This window comes from Paenarthrobacter sp. NPDC058040 (assembly GCF_042885775.1).
Classification (GTDB): Bacteria; Actinomycetota; Actinomycetes; order Actinomycetales; family Micrococcaceae; genus Arthrobacter.
On sequence record NZ_JBHVRN010000001.1, the window covers coordinates 72,910 to 93,972 of the forward strand.

The 21,063-nt window shown below is 57.6% G+C and carries 12 protein-coding genes; 4 read left to right on the forward strand and 8 right to left on the reverse strand.

Going from position 1 to position 21,063, the window contains the following annotated elements:
• The first annotated feature begins 69 nt into the window (after nucleotides 1-69).
• Nucleotides 70-609, forward strand: a complete 540-nt coding sequence (locus ACFVSJ_RS00335; RefSeq protein ID WP_387433011.1) for a hypothetical protein — start codon at nucleotides 70-72, stop codon at nucleotides 607-609.
• 630 nt (nucleotides 610-1,239) lie between these two features.
• On the opposite strand, the gene ACFVSJ_RS00340 is transcribed toward ACFVSJ_RS00335, so the two are convergent.
• The 5 genes from ACFVSJ_RS00340 to ACFVSJ_RS00360 all read right to left on the reverse strand — a co-directional run bounded on the left by ACFVSJ_RS00340 (nucleotide 1,240) and on the right by ACFVSJ_RS00360 (nucleotide 5,714).
• Complete coding sequence (locus tag ACFVSJ_RS00340; RefSeq protein WP_387433014.1) at nucleotides 1,240-1,629, reverse strand: hypothetical protein; 390 nt, start codon at nucleotides 1,627-1,629, stop codon at nucleotides 1,240-1,242.
• Between the two features lie 93 nt (nucleotides 1,630-1,722).
• Nucleotides 1,723-2,532: a hypothetical protein gene (locus tag ACFVSJ_RS00345; RefSeq protein ID WP_387433017.1), complete on the reverse strand. Its 810-nt coding sequence runs from the start codon at nucleotides 2,530-2,532 to the stop codon at nucleotides 1,723-1,725.
• Nucleotides 2,533-3,125: 593 nt separating this feature from the next.
• Nucleotides 3,126-4,292 (reverse strand): ATP/GTP-binding protein, encoded by a 1,167-nt coding sequence (locus tag ACFVSJ_RS00350; RefSeq protein WP_387433019.1) that lies wholly within the window; start codon nucleotides 4,290-4,292, stop codon nucleotides 3,126-3,128.
• A gap of 9 nt (nucleotides 4,293-4,301) precedes the next feature.
• Entirely contained in the window at nucleotides 4,302-4,919 is a 618-nt protein-coding gene (locus ACFVSJ_RS00355) for a hypothetical protein (protein WP_387433021.1), read from the reverse strand.
• Between the two features lie 108 nt (nucleotides 4,920-5,027).
• Entirely contained in the window at nucleotides 5,028-5,714 is a 687-nt protein-coding gene (locus ACFVSJ_RS00360; RefSeq protein ID WP_387433023.1) for a DUF6308 family protein, read from the reverse strand.
• 1,831 nt (nucleotides 5,715-7,545) lie between these two features.
• Between ACFVSJ_RS00360 and ACFVSJ_RS00365 the strand changes: the two genes are divergently transcribed.
• Nucleotides 7,546-8,670, forward strand: a complete 1,125-nt coding sequence (locus ACFVSJ_RS00365; protein WP_387433026.1) for an HNH endonuclease — start codon at nucleotides 7,546-7,548, stop codon at nucleotides 8,668-8,670.
• A 281-nt stretch (nucleotides 8,671-8,951) separates the two neighbouring features.
• Here ACFVSJ_RS00365 and ACFVSJ_RS00370 read toward each other — a convergent pair whose 3' ends face one another.
• From ACFVSJ_RS00370 to ACFVSJ_RS00380, 3 genes are read right to left on the reverse strand one after another with little or no spacing between them, the layout of a single operon-like run.
• On the reverse strand, nucleotides 8,952-11,738 hold the full coding sequence (locus ACFVSJ_RS00370; RefSeq protein ID WP_387433028.1) for a class I SAM-dependent DNA methyltransferase: 2,787 nt from the start codon (nucleotides 11,736-11,738) through the stop codon (nucleotides 8,952-8,954).
• Nucleotides 11,738-15,076, reverse strand: a complete 3,339-nt coding sequence (locus tag ACFVSJ_RS00375) for a helicase-related protein (RefSeq protein WP_387433031.1) — start codon at nucleotides 15,074-15,076, stop codon at nucleotides 11,738-11,740. Before ACFVSJ_RS00375 ends, ACFVSJ_RS00370 begins: the two co-directional genes overlap by 1 nt.
• A gap of 8 nt (nucleotides 15,077-15,084) precedes the next feature.
• Nucleotides 15,085-16,206 carry a Swt1 family HEPN domain-containing protein gene (locus ACFVSJ_RS00380; protein ID WP_387433033.1) on the reverse strand — a complete coding sequence of 374 codons (1,122 nt, stop codon included), beginning with the start codon at nucleotides 16,204-16,206 and terminating at the stop codon, nucleotides 15,085-15,087.
• 327 nt (nucleotides 16,207-16,533) lie between these two features.
• Between ACFVSJ_RS00380 and ACFVSJ_RS00385 the strand changes: the two genes are divergently transcribed.
• Together ACFVSJ_RS00385 and ACFVSJ_RS00390 are read left to right on the forward strand one after the other, a co-directional pair.
• Nucleotides 16,534-19,470, forward strand: a complete 2,937-nt coding sequence (locus ACFVSJ_RS00385; protein ID WP_387433036.1) for an McrB family protein — start codon at nucleotides 16,534-16,536, stop codon at nucleotides 19,468-19,470.
• Nucleotides 19,470-20,699, forward strand: a complete 1,230-nt coding sequence (locus tag ACFVSJ_RS00390; protein ID WP_387433038.1) for an McrC family protein — start codon at nucleotides 19,470-19,472, stop codon at nucleotides 20,697-20,699. The genes ACFVSJ_RS00385 and ACFVSJ_RS00390 overlap by 1 nt, the downstream gene beginning before the upstream one ends.
• Nucleotides 20,700-21,063 lie beyond the last annotated feature (364 nt).

Consider the following 21,063-nt stretch of genomic DNA (forward strand, 5'->3'; position numbering starts at 1 on the left):
TACATCTTAATTTCCTCCCCAAACCAACAACCCGCCCCCCCCGGGCCCCCCCCCGGCGGGGCCCCCACGGTGGCCCGCGGGGCCGCGCCCCCGGCCGCCCCCGCCCCACGGCTTGTCCTACCCAGCCCCACCGCAACCGCAGCAGAGCTGCCTCCGCAGCTCACCGGCGTCGTTCTGTGGTCGACCGGCAACGAAGTGAACGACGCCGGTGCCGGCGGCATCAAGCTCGCCGGCGACACCTCGACGTACCACCGCAACGTGTATATCGGGCACAACGAGATCCACGAGGTGGGCGACGGAATCGTGGTGCACGATTCGGACGCGCCGCTGGTGGAGCACAATAGCGGGCTGAACCTGGGCATGGGCAAGTACCCGTTCATCGCGGGCAACTTCGCCGGGATGTGGCCGTACAACTCGCGCAACACCCTGTTCCAGCACAATGTGGTGGGCAACAGCGTCACCTCCACCTACGACTCCACCGCCTGGGACTGCGACATCAACGTAGTGGGCCCTGCACCTTCCAGTACAACTACTCGTACGGGAACTCGGGCGGTTTCTACCTCAACTGCATCTCCAACTGCGTGGGCGGGGCCACCTCGGCCGACGTGATCCTCCGCTACAACATCGCCCAGGACGACTGCCGCATGGGCGGCGGCAGCAGCGGAACCGGCAAGCACTACGTCTACAACAACACGTCATACTGCCCGTCGCGCCCGTTCCTGGACGACATGACCGGACCCCGCGAGGTCCGCAACAACCTCGTCGTTGCGCCGGGTGGTTCTTTGAAGACGGCGTCGCTGTGTATGCGAACAACGCATACTTTGGCGGGATCTTGCCGCCTGCGGGGGAGACGGGGTCGGTGCTGGGGGATCCTCGGTTGGTGGCTGCCGGGTCTGGGCAGACTACTTTGGACGTCCCGGGGTATCGGTTGTTGTCCGGCTCGCCCCTGCTGAGGGCCGGCAAAGCTGTAGCGAACGACGGCGGGAGGGACTTCTTCGGGAATGGCACCTCGGGCGCTGCTGGGCCGAATATCGGGACTTATCAGGGGCCTGGGGTTGCTGCTTCAGCGTTGCCGCTGGGTGCGTTGGTGAACCAGACGTCGGTGGCTGGTACGGCGAATCCTCGGAACGGGGCTGTGACTGCTGACCGGCGGACGTTCTCGGCGGAGGCGTTGGCTGATGCGGGGCTTGTTTCGGGTTCTTCGTACTCGGCGTTTGGGGTGTCGTCGGTTTGGCATCCTTATCCTGTTGGGACGCCGGACACCGTGAAGGCTGCTGGGCAGGAGGTTGCTGTTTCTAGGCGCGGGCGGACTTTGCTGGTGACGGGGTTCTCGACCGGGTCCGTGTCCTCGGGGACGGCGACAGTGCATTTCACGAATGGGCAGAGCCGGACTGTTGTGTTGGCCTTGCCGAACTGGCTGACAGGCGTGGCCTCGGATTCCTCGGTGGTGTGGCTTCGTCTGTCCATCACCAACGACATACCCAGGCTTACAACGGCGGCCCGTCGACGGTGGTGCGGGTTGACGCTCCCGCGCGCGTGTTCGCTACGAAGATCGACATTCCTCCGGCGTTCGAGGTCTCGAGTGTGACGCTGCCGCAGGGGAGTGCGCTGGTGGACGAAGGGCTGCACGTGATGGACATTGCGGTGGGGAATATGCCGGTGGGGTTGGGAAATAGGGGGGGCGGAGGGGTGTGTGGGACTCGCTTTGGGGGCGGGTCCCAGTCAGCTCCGGGCCGTGGCTGCCGCTTGGAGTCGGTCAAAGTCCATGGGGTAGGCGCTCTTAAGATGCGCTGAACCGCCGAAAGCGCTTGGGTGCTTGATGAAGCAGACGAGTCTGCGTTGCCCGCCGATTTGGAGTTCGAAGATGTTCTGCTGAGGATCTGGAAGACCATTCGCGCCATGCTTTCCGAACAGCGGCTTGTCCTCAAGGTCTGATGGATAGGCAGCACGGAGCGCACTTGCGGCTTTCCCGCCCACGACGACAAGGAGCTTGGCCGGGGTTGCTTCCAGGATCCGTCCCATGTGCTTGGTGGAACAGAGTGCAGCGGCTTCGTGGACGCCTTGCTCGTTTCCTGATTTGCAATGCACAACCTCGGTCATGACTGCACCCTCGAACCACGGAACTTCGCTACCCAGGAGGGCATTTGTTTGCTTTTCAATCCAGCCCCAGTAGCGTTCCTTCGATCCCCAAACCGGTCCACCTGCCAACTGTGCCTCGTCCACTTTGCGGTGCCGTCTGTCGCTTACCCAGACGTGCTCCGGGCTGAAGCGGTTGAGCATGAAATTGGCGATCTCGGCGTCGGGCCATTCCGTGGTGGGGTATTTCTCTGCAAATCTCTTCGCGGGCAGTTTTGCTGTGGGATCACCGGCGCTGATGGCAGGATTTGAGGACAGGAAAACTACCCGAGCTTGTGCCAGGTTTCCTGCCCAGGCTTCCGGCACCTGAAAGGGGCCAGCATGCCCGTCCTGGGACCTAACGATCTTGTGGCAGGGGTGCTTTTCACCAAAGTGGGGATCGTTAGCAGAAGCCACTTCATCGCATCTGGCAACGCTCAGAGCAAGCTCTTCAAGGTAGACAGGCATAATTCCCCATTCGATTTCGGGTGGATCTCGTTGCTCCGCATGCTAGGTCCACGCACGGACAATTTAGGCTTGGCAACCGTGGAACCGGCCCACACATATGTTGCCTTGCCCGTTCGACGACCCAAACCACTTTTCCGGCGAGAGTCATGGCGACGCATTGCTCGTGTTCGCGAGCGATTAGCGCTTAGGTTTTGGCTGGTCCCAGTCGCGTGCAAAATCTTCCCTAACCTCAGGCCAGACCAGTTGAAAAGCTTCTTCTGCCGAAGTGACTTCACGAGGAAGTGGCCTAAACAGGACAAACTCGTGGGGGATCACGCGACCGGCTGCGTCGCGACGTCCCTCAGGATCTGAGATTCGGATAGCGACAGTAGTGGCGTTTGCTTGGAAAGTCTCTGGAGCGTCCATCTCGCCTTGGAACGCCTCCTCATACAGTTCCAACGGATTCGATTGACCCGCAGTACGTAGGAATCGAAACCCCCACGTTTTTCCGCGAGTAGCCCAGATGAAGGCTAGCTCTGTGGCTTGGCTGCTCCTGCCGGGTTTCACACGCGACCCCGGAGCAAGACCTTCTCATCGTCACCACGGTCCAGCTCCATTTGGAATCCGGTCAGGGTTTCAGTAAGGAAGTCATGTTTCTCCCTTGCTCGGACGTGGATGTCTTCGACCTTGCGGCCGGCGAGGTCGAACGCTGATTTTGAGAGGGAGGTACCAAATAGTCTTGCAGCGGTGGCAACTGGACCCGGCAGCCGGGACATAAGGACTTGCACTCTCGCACTGCCAAACGCATCAATCAGCGGTGAAACCACGTTGACCAGATGCTTGGCCGCGCCCGTGCCCTTTGACATGGCTTGGGCCCACGGTAGGAAGCGTGACAGGGGCAGCATGGCAGCAATGGGAAGGATCAAGTCCAACCCCACCCGCTTGGTTACTTCGATTTTCTTGGGTTCAAACTGCGCGGAGGAGAGTAGAACAAAATCCTCGCCGACAGACAAAGCCTCGGGGGCCTCGACGAATGTGCCCACGACCTCCTGAAGCTTGTTCAGCTCCCGTCCGACCTTTTCGACGAGGAGGTCACGGAAGCTTGCCACGTCAGTCTCCGGCAGCAGATCTGCCTTGGACAGAGCCAAAAGCCAGATCCGGGGAAAACGGGCAAGAGGCTGGTTATCATGGAGAACATCGTCACGCAGTTTGAGTAGCTGGGTGCTGATGTTGGTCAGGAGCGACTTGAGGTAACGCTCTTCCTCGCCCGCGTGGTCTAGAAGCTTTTGACCGTCCACGAGGACCATGGCCACGTCTGAGCCCAGCAGCGCCTGAAATGTGCTGATTCGGCGTTGTTCCTCTTCTGGTCCGCCGGGTTCCTCTTCGAACCATTCGCCGGGATAGTCATGCCAGACCAAACGAAGTTCCTCCGAATTGACCTTCTTGGACTTTGTTGGAGCGCCCGGTTTGCGCTTGATAGTGAAGGCATATGAGGTCGACGAAAAGTGCGTGCTGATCGGGAGTAAGGCAGAGTTCTTCATCCCGAGGTAATTCTGATGCAAGCGGCGACCCTGGGCGCTATCGACGGCGAGGATGTCAAAGCGCTCTGTGCCCGAGAGCTGCTGCTCCAGGGCTAATCCGTAGAAGGAGGACAAGAGCACTGTCTTTCCACTGCCGCTCTCACCAAAGACGGCGATTTGTTGCTCACGAGCAACCTTGTTCTGATTCATGAATTCAACCTATGGCAATCGTGGGGACAAAGATGTTTGTGTCGAAACCAAGATGTGCCGGAACTCTTGCTCGGTGGGAGCGATGGCACTCTCAGCGCTTAAACCAGCCTGAACTTGAAGCTTGAGCTTCTCAACGTCGGCCTTCAGCTGGTCCACGGTTACGCGGTACCTTTCCACGGTTGCCGCTCTTCGCTTAGCCAAGACAAAGTTGACCATGGCAGCCAAGATGCCCATTGGGAAAGACACCAGCAGTGCCCATCCGGCGCTAGCAAAGAAGTCCAGGGCTACTGGGAGGGCATCCTTGAAAGCAAGAAAATCATTGACGCCGTTGACCATGGAGCTGAGGGCTGAATCCAAAGGACCCAAGAACTGCCCAACCAGTGGTGTTTCGGAGAGAGAGGGGGCGCTCAACTGTGTGGCTTGGGGTGACCACCTGGGATCGGAGTAATGATTCAGAACGTAGAGGCCGGCCCCTCCGCTGAGAGTTGCAAATATCAGCGAGCCAGCCAGGGCAGTGGAGTGAAAACGTTTGGGTCGAGCGATTGTTGCGGCCACAATGAATACGGCAGTGGCAGCCCAGATAAGGACATAAAAATACTCTGGGCCCACGCCGCTAAGAAGATCCAAATTGTTTCCATTCCCCATTGTGCAAGTGAAGGTGTGCTGTGTTGAGCCTAAAGGGTTGCCACTGAAGCCAACCCAAGTTTTCGTGTTTGTGTCGAAAATTTCATGGGGCTAATCATCGGAAAAGGAATCATCAGTTGCCTGCATGCCTAGTTCCTTGCCATGCATCCAAAGGACCACGTCCAGGGTTCGGAGGTCGCTGATGTCCTGATCGATTCCTGACTCTGCCTTGATCGCACGCAGCCGGGCGGGGAGACCCGAGCCATCAGTGAGGACTGAATGCCATGTCTTCCATTGGCCTTTGGACTTTGGATGGCCCATGAGCGGCCCCACGACTGAGTCGAAAATCGGGATGAGTCGTGGGCGTTTTCTGGCCATGATCTTGCTGGCCGTAGTGGGGCCGATACCCCAACGGTAGCTTTCGTTGCCACGCAACAAGCACCAAAGAGCATTGGCTGGGCTGTTCGGACCCAGCAGAGCTTCGTATTCCTCGGACGTAACCGATGCCAAATCCAGATCTGTTGGCATCTGCTCCAGAAGCCCTTGCACCTTTCCGGCGGACGTTTCAAGGAGGCCTATGGCCGCTGGTGCCGGCACCTGAACGGAAAGGAATGACACTGCAAGAACGTCGTCTGCAGTGAGTGAATTTGCGACGTCGGCCCGGTCGCCGCCGTCTGCCCAGTCGTCGAAACGGCTTCCTGTTTGCGGGAGATTATGACGGTAGAGCTTCGTATAGTACTTGTTGACGAGTGCCGCAGCCTCGTCTGTGCGATCTGCCGTAAGGATGTCCGGAAGCATCAACGTGTGTCCTCTCGTGAGTGTCTGGTGAAGTATTGCCATACCCGAAACGTGCTACTGGGTTGCGACAGAAATTGGATCCCAAGCCTGGGCCACCAGTGCGCCGGATGGAAGCCTGGCCGGGACGACCGCGGCTGGGTTTTGTCCGTGGCCCACTTTGATATGGTGCCTCTCGCGGCGCTTCGAGAAGCTTTAGCACACGACGGCGTTAGGCTGGTTTCTGTTTCAACGGAGCCTGACGTCGTGGCTCGGTTGCCGTATGGACATGCGGACATCGCCGGAAAGGCCGTTGAATGGATTCGGGGAGTTTATAGGGAGTCGCCCGATCCAGGGGCGCTGCTCGCCGAGCCCTTCACGCTAAGGGAACTTCGCTCTCTCCACGAAGTGGTGGCGGGGAGGCGTTGATGAGGGACATGTTTCGGCGGTTCATGGAGCCGCAGCTTGAAGGAACGGGAAAGATGTCAGATGGAACGCGGGGACGTCCCTCTCGGTTGTGGGTGCGCCGGTCTCGCTGAATGTTCGTCCACCAGTTCCTTGGCGGTGGCTCCCATCCGAAACGATGACCTGAGAGTGAAGACAGATGAGTGATCATGCGTTTGAGGCAAACGTCGCCTTACGGTTGGCGTTGATGGAGCGCGGAGAAGTCACCGCCCTTCTGACCTCATTGGTCGATGTTCGGCTGTGATGCGGGAAGTCACCGTTGAAGGCACCTCGGCGATGCCATATGTCGCGCTCGATGAACTTGCTGGCTTCATTAGGCAAGCGCTGGTGCCCGGTACCTTCGCGGGACTTTCATCGGTCGAGTGGCTGGCGTTGCGCGAAACCAATACCCTGAAGGACCTCTGGTGCTTCGAGGCATTAGTGCTACCCTCGGAAGTTTCACGAGCACCAGTTCGATCGATTCACCGGACGCCCCAGAACTTATAGTGCGATTGCTGGGGAAGCTGGGGCAGATTGTCGATTCTATGCACCTGCCGCGTCCTGCCAGCGAACGTGGATGGCAATAGGCGGGTTTAAACGCCGAATGGGCGACGGGCATGGCTAATGCAGAATACGATTTACGTTCGGTGCTCCGGGCCGTCAATGAGCCGGGAGGACAGTGGCTTCCCCCTCTGGATACTGTTGGATCCGGCGAATCGCGCCCCCACTTGACGTATTGGTTTGCTCTGTCAGTCGTCGTCCTAGCTCACCTTGGATGGGCGAACCCAATCCGGGGGATAACGACATGGATCAATCGTGGAATGCCAGATGATGGAGCGGTCCTCACAAGTGTCAAGCGTTTATTCGGTGCTGAAGTTGCGGCGTTGATACTTAACGACAACATTGCCGTTGTTGCCGAATTATTGAGCCCGAAGGCTCTAGAAGTCCCTGGCAATGACAGTCTTCTTGCATCCAAGTTGCGAGAGCACTGTCTTAGCGATCCATCATACGAGCTAGCAATAAGGCAAAATAGGCGCTGGTCTGTTTTGCTACTGGGAGGATTGGATGCTCTCCATCTCAAGCCGTATCTAGCGCAATGCTGAAACACCCCGAAACAGGAGTTACGGGTAACACCTTTTCGCGCGAATCCGGATCCGGAGTTCGGGCGCATGTTCACGTAGACCACAGCTATGGGTGGTATGAGGCATTGAGCCGCTCGGAGGCCCAATTGCCGGTGCGCCATGACGGTCGCTCGTGGCGCGTTCGCGTCACTGCTGGAGACTTAGGCTATTTGGGCGAATTTCGTCGGTCACGCAAAACGGGGCGCTGGTTTTCAAGCAAGCACTCTTCGCACATGTTGGGCAATTAGAGCTGGGACAAGTGGTACGTCTCCTTCCTATATCCTGGCAGTATGAAGCGCGCCTTTCCCGAATCGCCGGTGGTTCCCGGCCCACACCTGAGCACGAGAGAAGCGGCGGAAAAGATCGGCGTCAATCAGTCGACAATTATCGACTGGGTGCAAAGAGGCAAGTTTGCCCGCGTCTACCTCGAGTTGGGACTGGGCGCCCATGGTGCTTTCAAGATTCCCGAAACTGATGTGGATGATGTTGTGGCCACGAGGTCGGGCTCCTGGGATTCACGTGTTCGACGGGAGGCACAGGCATGGCTGGCTGTCCGGACCAATGACGGTGCAGATGCTATTCACTATCTCGACCTCGAGGATTTTCGCCTCAGTGATACTCGAGTACCGTTGAAAAGCCGGCAGCGTGGCATCTGGAAGCCGAAATCTCTTGATGCTGCATTGTCCATCACGACGACGTTTAGACGCGCTGGACAGGAGCGGCCATACGAAGACGAAGTGGGTTCCGACGGTTTGCTGCGCTACAAATGGCAGGGAGACGAGGCAGACGCAGCTGACAACCGGGCACTGCGCAGTGCAATGGAGAACAGGCTCCCGCTTATTTGGTTTTTTGGCGTAGCTCCAGGCTTATACCAGCCAGTCTTTCCAGTTTACTTAGTGGCTGAGGAGCGCGGAGAGCAGCAATTCGTCGTCGACATAGATCCTTTGCGTTCAGTCACTGAGGGGGCCGGTGGTGACGACAGTCAGAACATGGAGATCGTCAAGCGTTACGGAACTCGAATCGCTCGCACCAGACTTCATCAGCGCTTGTTTCGGTCGTCCGTCATCAACGCTTACGACACACGGTGCACAGTATGCAACTTACGCCACATACAGTTACTGGATGCCGCGCATATCATTCCGGATGCACATGTGGACGGTTCCCCAGTTGTTTCAAACGGCATGGCCATGTGCAAAATTCACCACGCCGCATATGACGTTGGAATCATGGGCATTCGGCCAGACCTAGTAGTTGAAATACGAGGAGATGTTCTCGCTGAAGTGGACGGACCAATGCTGAAGCACGGCTTACAGGAACACCATAGGCAGCCACTATTGAGCCTACCTCGGCGAAAAGCTGATCGGCCGAGCTCCCAGTCCTTAGAGCTTGCCTATTCTCGCTTCAAAGGTGCATAGCGAGCCCTCATTCCCAACGTGACTACATTCGCCACGAGGCTATGGGGCAGGACTGCCTTCACGCTCCGGGATGGATAGGTAAGCGCAACGGTAGTGCTCAAAAACGAAAGAGGGTGCCCCTGGTAAATCATATGAGGGGGTTGCCCAGCAACCCCCTCATGACAGCGGTAACCCGCTACGGCCTCCCACGATTTCCCGTGGTTCGAGATCTGACTCAGCGTGAGCTGGCAGAAGTGAAACCTCATAACGCGCTATCCTGGCTGCCGCTGAGCTGAGGCGTGCTACTGGCCGGTCAACTCCGCGTAGCGGTCGAACAGACACTGCTGTCGCCGTTCCTCGGAAGGCTCGCCGTCCAGACCGAAGAGTGGATCCACCACTTCATCCAAGCGGTCATGTGCTTCCTGGAGATCTGTCGGCATCTTCTTAGGGTCATAGAGCTGGGCAAGCGACAAACCCGGATGGTTTTCACGCGCGGCGAGGATAGCCTTGCTTGCATCGACGACGGTTTGGAGCTGCTTTGACGTTACTGCCCTAAGCGGGAAGTTGTTCCAAACGATCGTGCTCGAGAATCGGTAGTCAGATTTGAGGCGACCTCCAATAGTCTTCTGCCACGTGATGAACATCGATGATGAGATAAGACCGAAGAGGAACCCGTCTTCGTCGGGGGCGGTGAAAACCGCATCGCTCGCAATTACTTCTGGCCCAAAACGTGCGGTTGTGAAGTAGTTACGGTTTTCGCTGACGACGCGCGGGATACAGAGGTAGGGGACAGAGGGTTGGCCGTTCTGGACGAATAGGTGAGGGCGGTCCGCGTATGCTCTGGTTGAAGCTGCTGTCGACTCGGAACGGAGCTGTCTGACGGCTTCAAGTCGATGTTTGACGGCAGCACTCAGACCAAGCTCAGCCAAGGAGGCACCTTTGAACCAGAGGCACCAGCGCGGTTTGTTGTTGACAAGCTCTTCAGCGCCGACATAACGGGCAATGTAGTTTCTTGCGATCGGATCGGATTCGAGGCTAGGGCGATCCGTCGCATCAACGATTAGATTTCCTCCGTCGCGTGGCATTGATCCAAACGAGGCCTTGGTAATTTGTTTGGCCAAGGGGGCGGTCCGCTTTTCTACTAGGACGTTTCGAGCTGGGGCCAAATATGCATTGAGCATGGGGTACTGACGTTCGGACGGTTCCGCCAAAGAATGATCGTAAAGTCGCGCCACGGGTCCGCCTCGATCAAAGCCGACAATCACGCAGTGGACGGCAGCTTTGCCGCCGGCCTCGGACTCCCAAGGGAAGGTGTTGTGCGCGAAGCGGATGCGCCATCCTGCGGAAAAGATGGCGGGAAACAGATTAGGCGGCTGGTCTCCTTGTACGATTGAATTGGTCGTCACGAATGCGAATCGTGCAGATGTGGCATCGAGGAATCGCAAACATTTGGCGTGCCATGCAGTAACAAAGTCAAGACGTGAAATTTCGGCCCTGTGGCCCCACGCAATTTTCATGTCAGCCAGTTGTTGGGCGGAGCGCGTTGCATGACCGAGGTACGGCGGATTCCCCGCGACGACGGTGTGATCGTCAGGGGTGAACAGTGTCGTCCAATCAAGTCGGAGCGCGTTTCCGCCACTGGCGTTGCCGGGCGTCGACGTGGCGATTGTTGCTGTGCGGGCGATTGGCAAGCGCGTTGGTGCCCAGCCAAGGCGGTCGAGCATCCGTATGTCACACTGCCGTTCGATGAGGAACATGGCGGTTTCTGCGATTCGGGCGGGCCACTCATCGATCTCGATGCCAAAGAAGTTCTCCAGGGAGACTTTCGGTGAAAGGAAACTCCTTCGTCCCAGCGCATCGGTATCGATGCCGAGGTTAACTTCCAGTTGGGAACCAGCCTCATTGCCACGGCGGTACTCCAGAGCCTTGAGGCGTTCGAGAACATCGATCTCGAGCATCCTAAGTTCACGATAGGCGATAACGATGAAGTTGCCGCAACCACAGGCGGGATCGAGGAACTTCACCTTCGCGAGGTCGTCACGAAGTCTTTCGAGCTTCGAACTCTCCTCCCGGTGGCCGATTGCTGCCGTGAAGCGTTCGCGGAAGTCATCCAGGATGAGCGGCTCCAAAGTCCGGAGGATGTCGCGTTCGGATGTGTAGTGCTCTCCGTACTCCCGGCGAGTTTTCGCATCCCGAACCGATTGGAACATCGATCCAAAGACTGCAGGCGAAATATCAGACCAGTCGGGTTTCGATGCTTCCAAAATAGCGTCGCGGAACGCCTTGCCAACAGCACCCGGGAGTTTGATGGGCTCGGCGAAGACGCCGCCATTGACGTAGGGGAACGTAGCGAATGCCGGATCCAATTCTGCACGATCAACGTCGGGGGTATTGAGATGGACAAACAGGCCGTTCAGTTTCCGAGCAATGTCGGAACCGTCCGAACGGGTGTGATTGATGATGAAGCCTTGGAAGAGGTTCTTGTCCCACATGTCTGTGTCGTCACCGAACATGAGGAAAAGAGATCTCGCTAGGGTCACTGACGTTTCGTGCTCGTTCACCTTGGCCTCGGTCAACGCATCGAACATCGCAGCCATTAGCTTGGATGCACGTTTGGTTTCTCTCTCGGTTTCGACATCGAATGCCTGGCGTAGGCGTTCCAAAACATCCGCAACGCCAAGCTCCTGTGTTACTGGGAGCGTGATTGTCTCGAGCCGCTTGAGGAGTTTGGGGTTGGACTGACCGTTGACGTGGCGATGCGAAGACAAGCGCTGGACCACGGAGGCGCCCTTCACCGTACGGACCGGCCACCGCCATACCTGCTGGTGTTCGTTGTGGAAAATAACCAGCCTGTCCGTGGACTTCGCAGCAATAGCACGGTCCAGTGCCGCCTGGCCGTCTGCGTCCGGAAGCTCGGAGCATACCCACACTCGGAGTCCCTTGTAGCTGGACATATTCTTCGCGCTAAGAGATTGCCCGTTACCGCTGTTGGTGGAGATGGTTTGGAGATCGGGCTTCGACCAGCGCAGGTGCCGCAGGAAGAGCGTCTGGTAATCGTTAGATTCGACAAGGCTTAGTAATTCGGACATCAGTCGAGAACTCCCAAAGAACAAATGATCCGCACAGGATCCGTATCGGACGAAGGAACCACGAGGCGTTCATCCCCGTGAAGTTGATTAAGCAGGGCAAGAACGTCGTCGTCGGACATCCGGTTCCGGAGAGCCGAACGAAGGCGTTGCTCGGCCGATTGCTGGAGGGGCCGCGCGTGCAGGGCCTCGAGCGCCTCCTGGGCCTTGGCGAAGTCCAATGAGTTCGTATATCGCTCCCACACGCGTTTTCGAACGCCCTTGAGGTTCCCTGCGGCAACTGTTTCGCTCGTGAGTGGGCCCCGGACGAGGTCTTTCACCCGCTCGAAGTGATCAGGACGTAGCTCGGCCGTCGGCGTCTCCAGCTCCGCTCGGAAGACCTGGAAAGCCTCGACCGGCGTTAGTAGCCGTTCCCTTATCCGAAGTCCATCCTGCCCGCCAGACGAAAATGCAAATGCATCGATCCCTGAGTCGGTCGATACGTAGCAGGCCACGCCTCCGGTTGCTTCCTTGGTGTACTGGGCACGCGTCGAGTGGATCAGATCAGGCATGTTCATTACCCGTTGGGCAATCTCCGGGTGTTTTTCTGCCGCCGCTGACCAAACGAGCCATGCCTCGCTGACGGCGTCGGCGGCGTCTTCGTCCGCGGCTTCGTCGGACAGTGATCCGTGGTAGAAGTTGTCCAACATGCGAACTTCTTTGTCGGTTCCGAAGAACTGTTCATCGGAACCGAACGCCTGTGCTGATGATTCGAGGCGGTGCTTGATCCGTTGCCGGAGACTGAGCTGCTCTTCCACTTTCTCGTGGGAAATCAGATAGACGAAAACAGACTCCGATTGTTGGCCAACCCGGTCAACACGGCCCGCTCGCTGGATGAGTTTGATGATGGCCCATGGGAGATCGTAGTTGACAACGATGTGGGCATCCTGAAGGTTCTGGCCTTCGGAAAGGACGTCTGTAGCGATCAGAACATCAATCGGATCTGCCACATCGCCAACAGCTGCTGAATGTCCGGGCAGCTTGTTGGAGCCGGGCGAAAAGCGGCGGGCGATGGATCCCGGATCGCCCGAATCTCCCGTTGCAACACCGACGTTGCCGACGCCGGCATCGCGGAGAGTTTCGGCGACATATTCTGCCGTGTCTTTGTACTCAGTAAACACCAGGACTTTTTCGCCGGGATGCTGTTCCTGAAGCAGGTCCACCAAGGCATTAATCTTTGAGTCTTTGGTCGGATCCCAGGCTCCGAAACGGTCGAGCAGCCATTTCAAAGTCCGGTTGTCTTCGTCGAGATCTTTGGCCAAGGCACCGCTGAAGATTGTGGAATTGATCCATTTCGTTGACTTGGGGAGATGCTGCCGCAGGTGATCATAGCGTGCTGACGCAGAGCCATACTCAGACGGTGCTTCGACGTCGTCATCATTCAGAGTTCCAAGGTTATGTTCTGCGATGGTCCCCAGGGGGATGGGCAGGCGATTCTCAATGGCGTACAGGAACAGATCGTTGCGCGCGCGTTGACGCTGCAGAGACTGAATAAACGAGTGTCCCGATGAGGATAGCCGCTTGAAGAGGCCGGTGCGCACGAAGCCCGCGACGTTGCCTCGGCCGGATCTGATGTCATCGAGGATGTCGAGATCTTCTTGGGTGTGTCGATGTGTAGGGGCGTCGTAGTTGGCCAGGACATATCGAGGGAGTCGCAGTGACTTGATTGCATCTAGTGTCTCGTCATCCTCCATGAGCCTTGCGGCGTCGTCCTGATCGAAAGCGTGGCTTAGTGGTCGCGCAATCCGCTGCGGAAAGAAGAAGGGCGTGCCGTCGGCAAATTCCAAGTATTCGCTTTGCACGACGCGACCATCCCTCAGAGTGCGTTCGGTGGTTTTTGCTGTTCGTTTGATGAATGACCGTGTACGCCGCACGAGATGGTCGCTCATGAGACGCTTCCAGTCTTCGGCCTCTTCAGAGAGACGGAAGGCCCCGAGGGTGCTCGTTTTGCCGTTCACTTTGTCGGCAATTCCGGGGTCCAGCGTCAGCGCCGCGTTTGGCTGGATGCCGAGATCGTCATCATCGTCGATGTAGAGGCCGATTTGGTTGGCGACATCCTCGAAAGCGAGGTTGTAAGGCGTGGCAGTAAGGAGAAGGACTTTGGAATCGTTTGACCGAACGTATTCCTTGATCGCTTGGTAGTCTTGGCGCGTATTGCCGGTGCGGAGATTATGGGATTCATCGCAAATCACCAGATGATGGCGCTTCAGGTCCGGGAGGAGCTTCGCCGCCATCGAATATGCAATGACGCGGCCTTGAATATCGTATGCCTCAAGATGTTCGGCCCACATTTGCTCCAGGTTCTTGGGGCACAGGACCAGGGTGGTGTAGTCCTCGGCGTTTTGAAGCATCGAGGCGGTGGCGATGGCCGTCAGCGTCTTGCCGAGTCCAACCACATCGCCCAGCATTGTGCCACCGCGCCGCACGATCCTTCGCGCCAAGATGCGCACAGCGCTGTCCTGATAGTCGAGCAGAAGATTCTTAAGTGAGGTGGGAAGGACATAACCAAAACCGTCTCGAACATCTTGCGACATCAAAAAACAGATCTTGAGGAATACTTCATACGGGGTTGCCTGCTGTTCGTCAGCCCAGGACTCCTCGATCAGCGCGACGATTTCCTCGGTAACCGGAAGGGAAAACGGATCGTTCCAGTGGGTTTCGAACCAGTGAGCCAATTTGGCCGAAGCGTCCTGATCCATAACGTCGATGTTGAGCTCAAGGTTGCTGTACAAACCAGCCTTGGTCAGGTTCGAGGAACCCACGTAGGCCATGGTTGGAGCGTAGTGCCCGACGTCGTTATGAAGGATGTACGTCTTTCCGTGCAGGGGGCGTGCGGTGAAGACTTTGATCTGCACGGAGCCTTCTCGGAGCTGACGTTTGAGCGCCTGAAGGGTCCGCTGGCCTTCAACGCTGGACAGCCCGCGCATCAATTGCTCGCGTAGGTGGCTGACCAAACGGGCTTTTCGCGCCCGGGCGGTTTCAAAATCGGCAAGGTCAGCGTATTCGTTCGGAGCTTCAAGTTCTTTTTGGAGCGAGTCCAGGATTTGCTGCGAGTCAGCCGGCGCGACCATACCAACAAGGATCCGTGCGATCGGTTCTTTGGCAGTGTCCCTCATCCCGCTAATCATTTCGCCCTGTAGAGTGCGAGATGCTTCAAACTTGGCATCAACGATATCGGCCAGGGAATCCCAGCCGCGGAGATCCATATAGCCTGTGGCGATATCAATTTTGGAGTGCGCCCCGAAGGTAGCACGGAGGCCAGCTCCCAGATGGTGCGCAGTATTGTCGAAGATGGTTGGCATCTAGCTTCCTAAGCGTGAGTGCGAAGAACAAAAAGTTTGGTGACTGGATCCACGGTGAACATTTCCTCAAGGATTGCGATGTTCACTCCCTTCCCGATGTGGGAGGTAAGGGTTTTGCTTGCCTTTTTCCGTCCAAAAGTTTCGAGGGTGGCACGACGCAGCTCCACCTCACTGATCGGGCCGCTTCGCAAGATTTCCGACGCGGCGTTGGCGAGTTCCCTTGGGCTGATCTCGAGGAAGTTACGCGACGTCCCAGCTGGGGATGTCCGATAAATCAGCCACCTTGATTGGTCGACTCCATCTGGCCACACAAAGCCATCTTTGTCCGTTATACAGGTAGACGCCTTTATCTGAGCCAGGATCTTCTTTGCCCGGGCCTCGTGTACCTTGCCCAAACCATAGGTGTAACCGACTAGTTTAGTAAGGCGGTTTATGTGAATCGGTCCTTCGGAGTCAACGATTTCTTCCACTGTTGCCCGGACCGATTCTTTTGCGGACTTTTTAGGCAGGTTTTCCAGAGTTTCTACGTCACCAGTCACGACGACGTTCCAGGGCTCGTAAACGGTCTGCCGTGCTCCGAACCTTTCCTGGGTTTCCTTGAAACTCTGCGGAATGGTGGGGTGTTCTGAGCTCAGGCTCTCCTCGGTGTTGCCCTCAGGTTCATCTATGTCGATCTCGGGGGTGACGTCGTCTTCTACCAAGGTCTGGAGCAGACGGGAACGTTCCAAGGCCGCGAGGTTCGCCCGTTCTTGGTCTCCAACGGTGGTCAGCAGAATGTACGCCGTATCAACGGCGCGCATGGCTTCAAGCGCGGTGAATTCATCGTTGTGGGCCCAGCGATTGCGCACCAGGCGCAGTTCGCTGCCGTAAATACTCATCTTGCGGTGGGGATCCGCGGCATCGAACGGAAACCCAAGTGGACCGAGCCGCTCTGTGATGACCCGTAGCTGGCACTGGACGTCGTTCCGCGAATAGGTGCGGGCTGTCCGTCCCTTGATCCGGTCCAGCTCCTGCAGCGCCATCGGCCATTCGAGGCCGCCGAGGTGTGGGTCCAGCACTTTCTGGATAACTGGATCCAAGCCCTGCGAAACCAAGCTCAGTGCGGTCTGCACGTTCGAGTTGTAGCTCAAGATAGCCCCCATCAAATTGTTGTACTTGGAAAGCGTAATAGGAGGCGACGACATTTGAGGCACTAGAGACCATGGTGAGAACGCCGTGCAATGAGGACTGGACGTGGGAATCGGTGTCACACAACCCGCTTCCGCCTGTGTCACGCTCGGATTAGCGCTTTAGAGTGCTAGATATATGAGTGGTCGTGGACGGCGAGTTGCAATCAGCCCCGTAGGTGCTCCGCGGCCAAAGCGCATGTCGTTGCGCTGACTGAACAGAAATCGGAGTTCCTAGATGTCCCGGTGTGTCGAACGCGGATTTGTGGCGCTGTTGGGGAGGGCGGACGCGTGAGCGATTCCCAGTGGAATCAATTCATGGAGTTCGGCGCACTGTTCGCTAAGACTGTCGATCTTGACGCTGACGAGTACAGCTACAAGATTGCAGTTGCAGAGCGACTCGGGAGGACCCGGGAAAGTTTCCTCAAACAGGATCCGGAATGGTTCGAAGCACTTCGGCGGGACATCTCGTCATCCGGGTTGATGAATCGATACTTCATGATGCGACTGATTGACCTTGGTCGGACAAGTCCCGGTGACCTGTGGCAAGTGATCGCCTTGCTGTGGGATGGTGATGTGAATGCCGGCCGCATCGATGAGTTCGCGCTTGCTCTCCGTCCATACAACCAAGAACAGTTCTCCGTCGGGGGCATCATCGGATTCGCTTCCCTCCTGCTCATGGGGCGGGACCCGTACCGTTTCCCGCCTTACCGGGCTCAGGCAGCCAAAAAGTTTCTGAAACTGGTTGGCTGGGATGACAGAGGTGCAAATGGAGACCCTTCGCGCCGCTATGAACTTCTGCTGGAGGCGCTCGATGAAATCATCCGGCTAGCTCCCGAGCACGGTATCCAACTTCGCGACCGGTTGGACGCCCAGGGTTTGATGTGGACTGTGATGAATGTCGATCCGACGGATGAATGGAGGCCGGGGGACAGTGCTGCATTCCGGGACTGGAAGGGCGACAAGATGGACTCTGGTACCAAATCCCGCGATGCCGAGCCCGCCGAAACGCCAGCGAGGCTGATCATCAGTGCAGGTCTTCGTGGCGAGCCTTCGCCGATGGACGGACTCACGCACACCTGGACGTCGGAGGCGGCAAAGGACCTGGCGTACCGGAGCTCGAACACCGACGTTAACCCGGGTACTTTCATGGCCAAACTGGAGCGTCAGCTGGCTGGCGCACTCAGGGCGACCGTCCTTCTGGCGGCTGAACTCGTTTATCTTCAAGTCTTTCCCCTCGAGAACGTGACGGCCGCAACCAAGATCGCTCGGGTGGAGAAGGTCCTCTCGTGGGTGCCCGGGGCCGATGTTGAGCTGCCTGAGGAACTGCGCGAGGGTCTTCGGGCCAAGGGTGCCTTCAACGGGGGAGTGGGTTTCAACATTCAAGTTGCCGACCACGTCGGTTGGCTCAGCCGGTTTGTGGAGTATGTGGCACGGCAGCCGGAAGATCTCATTAATGCGGCCCTGGAAGACCCCTGGGCGTTCATTGGCTTGACCCAGAAGGTCCCTAAGGATTGGCCAACAATCCGCTACAGCATCGAGTTCCTGACATGGCCGGAGTACCTTCAGCCCGTTGTGAGCCGAGACCACAGGATCAAAATCAGGAACGCTTTCGCGGGAATCATCGGAGGGCCAACAAGCGATACGGACCTCGACATTGCCAAGGACCTGCTGAACATCCGAAAGGCCCAGCAGGGCGATTCGGACGAATTCATCGAGTGGTACGAGGAGCCCTACCTGAGCGAGTGGCAACCATCCGATAGCGGCGGACGACGGGCCTGGCTGGTTCGCCAGAACCAGGGCGGCATTGCGATGGTCGATTCCTGGTTCGGAAATGACTTTGTTTCACTCAGGGCACAGCACCTCGGATCTCCCGATCCCCGAAGCAATTTCGACCAGGTGCAGGCCGCGGTCAATGCCGGATACCAGCACATCGACTATGCGGAACGAAAAGTCCGGGCCCAGGAGTTCTATCGCTTCCTCTCCCAGATGAAAGTAGACGACTTCGTCCTCACGGCATTCGAGAGCAACCTCTATCTGGGCGTCATTACCGGTGAAGCGGAATACACGGACGATGAGACCTCCCGCTTGCGGCGGCAGGTTGCTTGGCGGCAGGAACCCATTGCCAATGACGAACTGCAGGCACCAATGCCGAGGCTGTTGGAGGAGCAAGGGTCAGTCGTCGATCTGACGGATGGTCTGTCAATCATCAGTACATGGTTCGAGGCTGAACCGGAGGTGAGCGGCACCGAACCGGGGCCGACCACTTCGCCGCAACCCGCCGTCGTACCTCAACTGCGCGAGGCGACCGCCGATTTCGCAGCCAAGCTGCATGTCCAGCGTGACGACATTCAGGAGGTCATTCGGCTGCTGCAGACGCGTCAACAGATTGTTTTCTACGGTCCACCGGGCACCGGCAAGACGTACCTGGCGGGCAAGATCGCACGCTTCCTCGCGGGCGAGGAACACGGAGACCATGTCAAGACGGTGCAGTTCCATCCGTCGTATGCGTACGAGGACTTTTTCGAGGGGTACCGTCCGGCAAAGTTCGACGGCGACAATGTTGGCTTCAGTTTGGAGCCTGGCCCTTTGCGGCGGATCGCCGCTGAGGCGTCGCTGGACGGTAACCGCGATAAGCCCTATTTCCTGATCATCGACGAGATGAACCGTGGAAATTTGGCAAAGATTTTCGGCGAGTTGTACTTCCTTCTGGAGTACCGCGACCAAGGCATCAACCTTCAATACAACCCGCAGCAGACATTTGTGCTGCCGCCGAATCTTTTCATCATTGGCACCATGAACACCTCGGACCGCTCTATTGCCATGGTTGACGCTGCGATTCGTCGCCGGTTCGCCTTTGTGGAACTGCATCCGCAGGAGGGCATGATTTCCGGAATGCTTGAGAGATTCCTGGAGACCACGGGGCAGCCAGCCCTGCGCGCTGAACTACTGAATGCTCTGAACAGTGAAATTGGAGCCACTAAGCGTGACCTGATGGTCGGACCGTCGTACTTCATGAAGGACCACGCTGAGACCGAGCAAGGCTTGGCTGAAATCTGGAAGTACGAGCTGTTGCCATTGCTCGAAGAGCAGTATTTCGGCCAGATGAGTCGGGAAAAGATTCGCGAGAAGTTCGGGCTCGCCGCTGTTCGGCGTAAGGCCGCGGGCGACGTCGGTCTGGCTTCGCTTGCCGTTGGGCCCGAATCGGACGACAAAGCCACAGACTAATGCCGACTGAGATCATCCTCGACGAGCTGCGTGGGTACCCGGGACCAGTGCTCCTGGACCGCGAGGTGGCTGCCACGCTGCGGGACACCGGGCTGGTGTCCGTTGTCCCGGCTCATGGTGGTGCTTGGACGATTCTGCCTTCCGGCAAGGTGGGTGCAGTTCAGATTGACGACCTCTTGGTCAGAGTGAAACCCAAGGAAAAGGTTGGTCTCAGCAAATTGCTCTTTCTGCTGGGCTATGCCGCCGACCCTGGCTTCAGGCCGGACGACGTAGTTGCCGAAGAGGACAAAGACCTCTTTGTTGCCTTGGCTGAGTCGCTCGCAAGGCATGGAGAACGAGCCCTCGAACGCGGCCCGCTGAACGGCTACGTTCACGTGGAAGAGTCGCTGCGCACGGTCAGGGGACGCATCCGCGTCGGCGACCAGATGACTCGGCGTCCTGGGTTGCTTCTGCCACTTGAAGTCTCCTATGACGACTACACCCTCGACGTCGCTGAGAACCAGATTCTCCGCGCAGCTCTTCGGATGATGCTCCATGTTCCGAGGCTGTCTGACTCGCTTATTGTACGACTCGCGCACCTGGATTCGAAGCTGGACGGTGTCTCCGCCTTGAACCATGGAGCCCCGTTGCCGGCCTGGACCGAATCCAGGATCAATGGGCATTACGTACCGGCATTGAGGTTGTCCGAGATCATCCTTCGGACCATGTCAGCCGAGGCCGGTGTGGGACACCGTACGGTTGCATCCTTTGTGGTGAACATGGCCACGGTGTTTGAGGACTTTGTCGCCACAGCTCTTCGCGAGGCTCTTGAACCATACCCAGGGCTGACGGAGGGGCAATATGAAGCGTTCATGGATCAACCGGAACCCGGGTATCCCAGCGGTGACAGGGTGCGCATGTACGTGGACGTGGTCCACTCCGTACAGGGACGGCCGGCGATGATCTTTGACGCGAAATACAAAGCTGCTTCGGCCGGCGGTGCATATCCAAATGCGGACCACTATCAAATGCTGGCTTACTGCACTGCTCTGGGGGTGCCGCGTGCCTGGCTCGTTTACGCCGGTGCCGGAGAGCCGCGGGTTCGTCAGATCCGGAACACGGGTGTGTCCGTGGTGGAGTTTCCGTTGGATCTTTCACGCGAGCCGGAGGCGTTGTTGGAGCGAGTGGGAGAGCTGGCGGCACAAGCGTACGGAAGCCATTTTCGGATGCATGCCGTGGACCATCCCTGAACGGCACGCATCCGAAATGTGTTTTGACGCTAAGTAGTGGACGGGCCCCGACGCATATCCAGGATGACCAAGGCAATAACGGATGCGGCAACCAACGTGCTCAACAGCTGCACAAGTGTGGGAAAAGTATCCGCTTTGGAGTCCGAATCCGGTGACCGCAGGCTGCGCTGAAACCCACCAAGGATGGAACAACTTTGCCGCGTCGCCGATGCTTTACCAGGAGAATGATGCCGCAGACAAAGCTGCCCCACATGCAAATGAACCACAGAGTCGTAAGCAGCAAGTCATCAGCCTGGGGTTGGGTGTAATACCAATTAGCGCGCCCATAAGATGCGACGCAACTTTGGGCGCAAAATCGATGGTC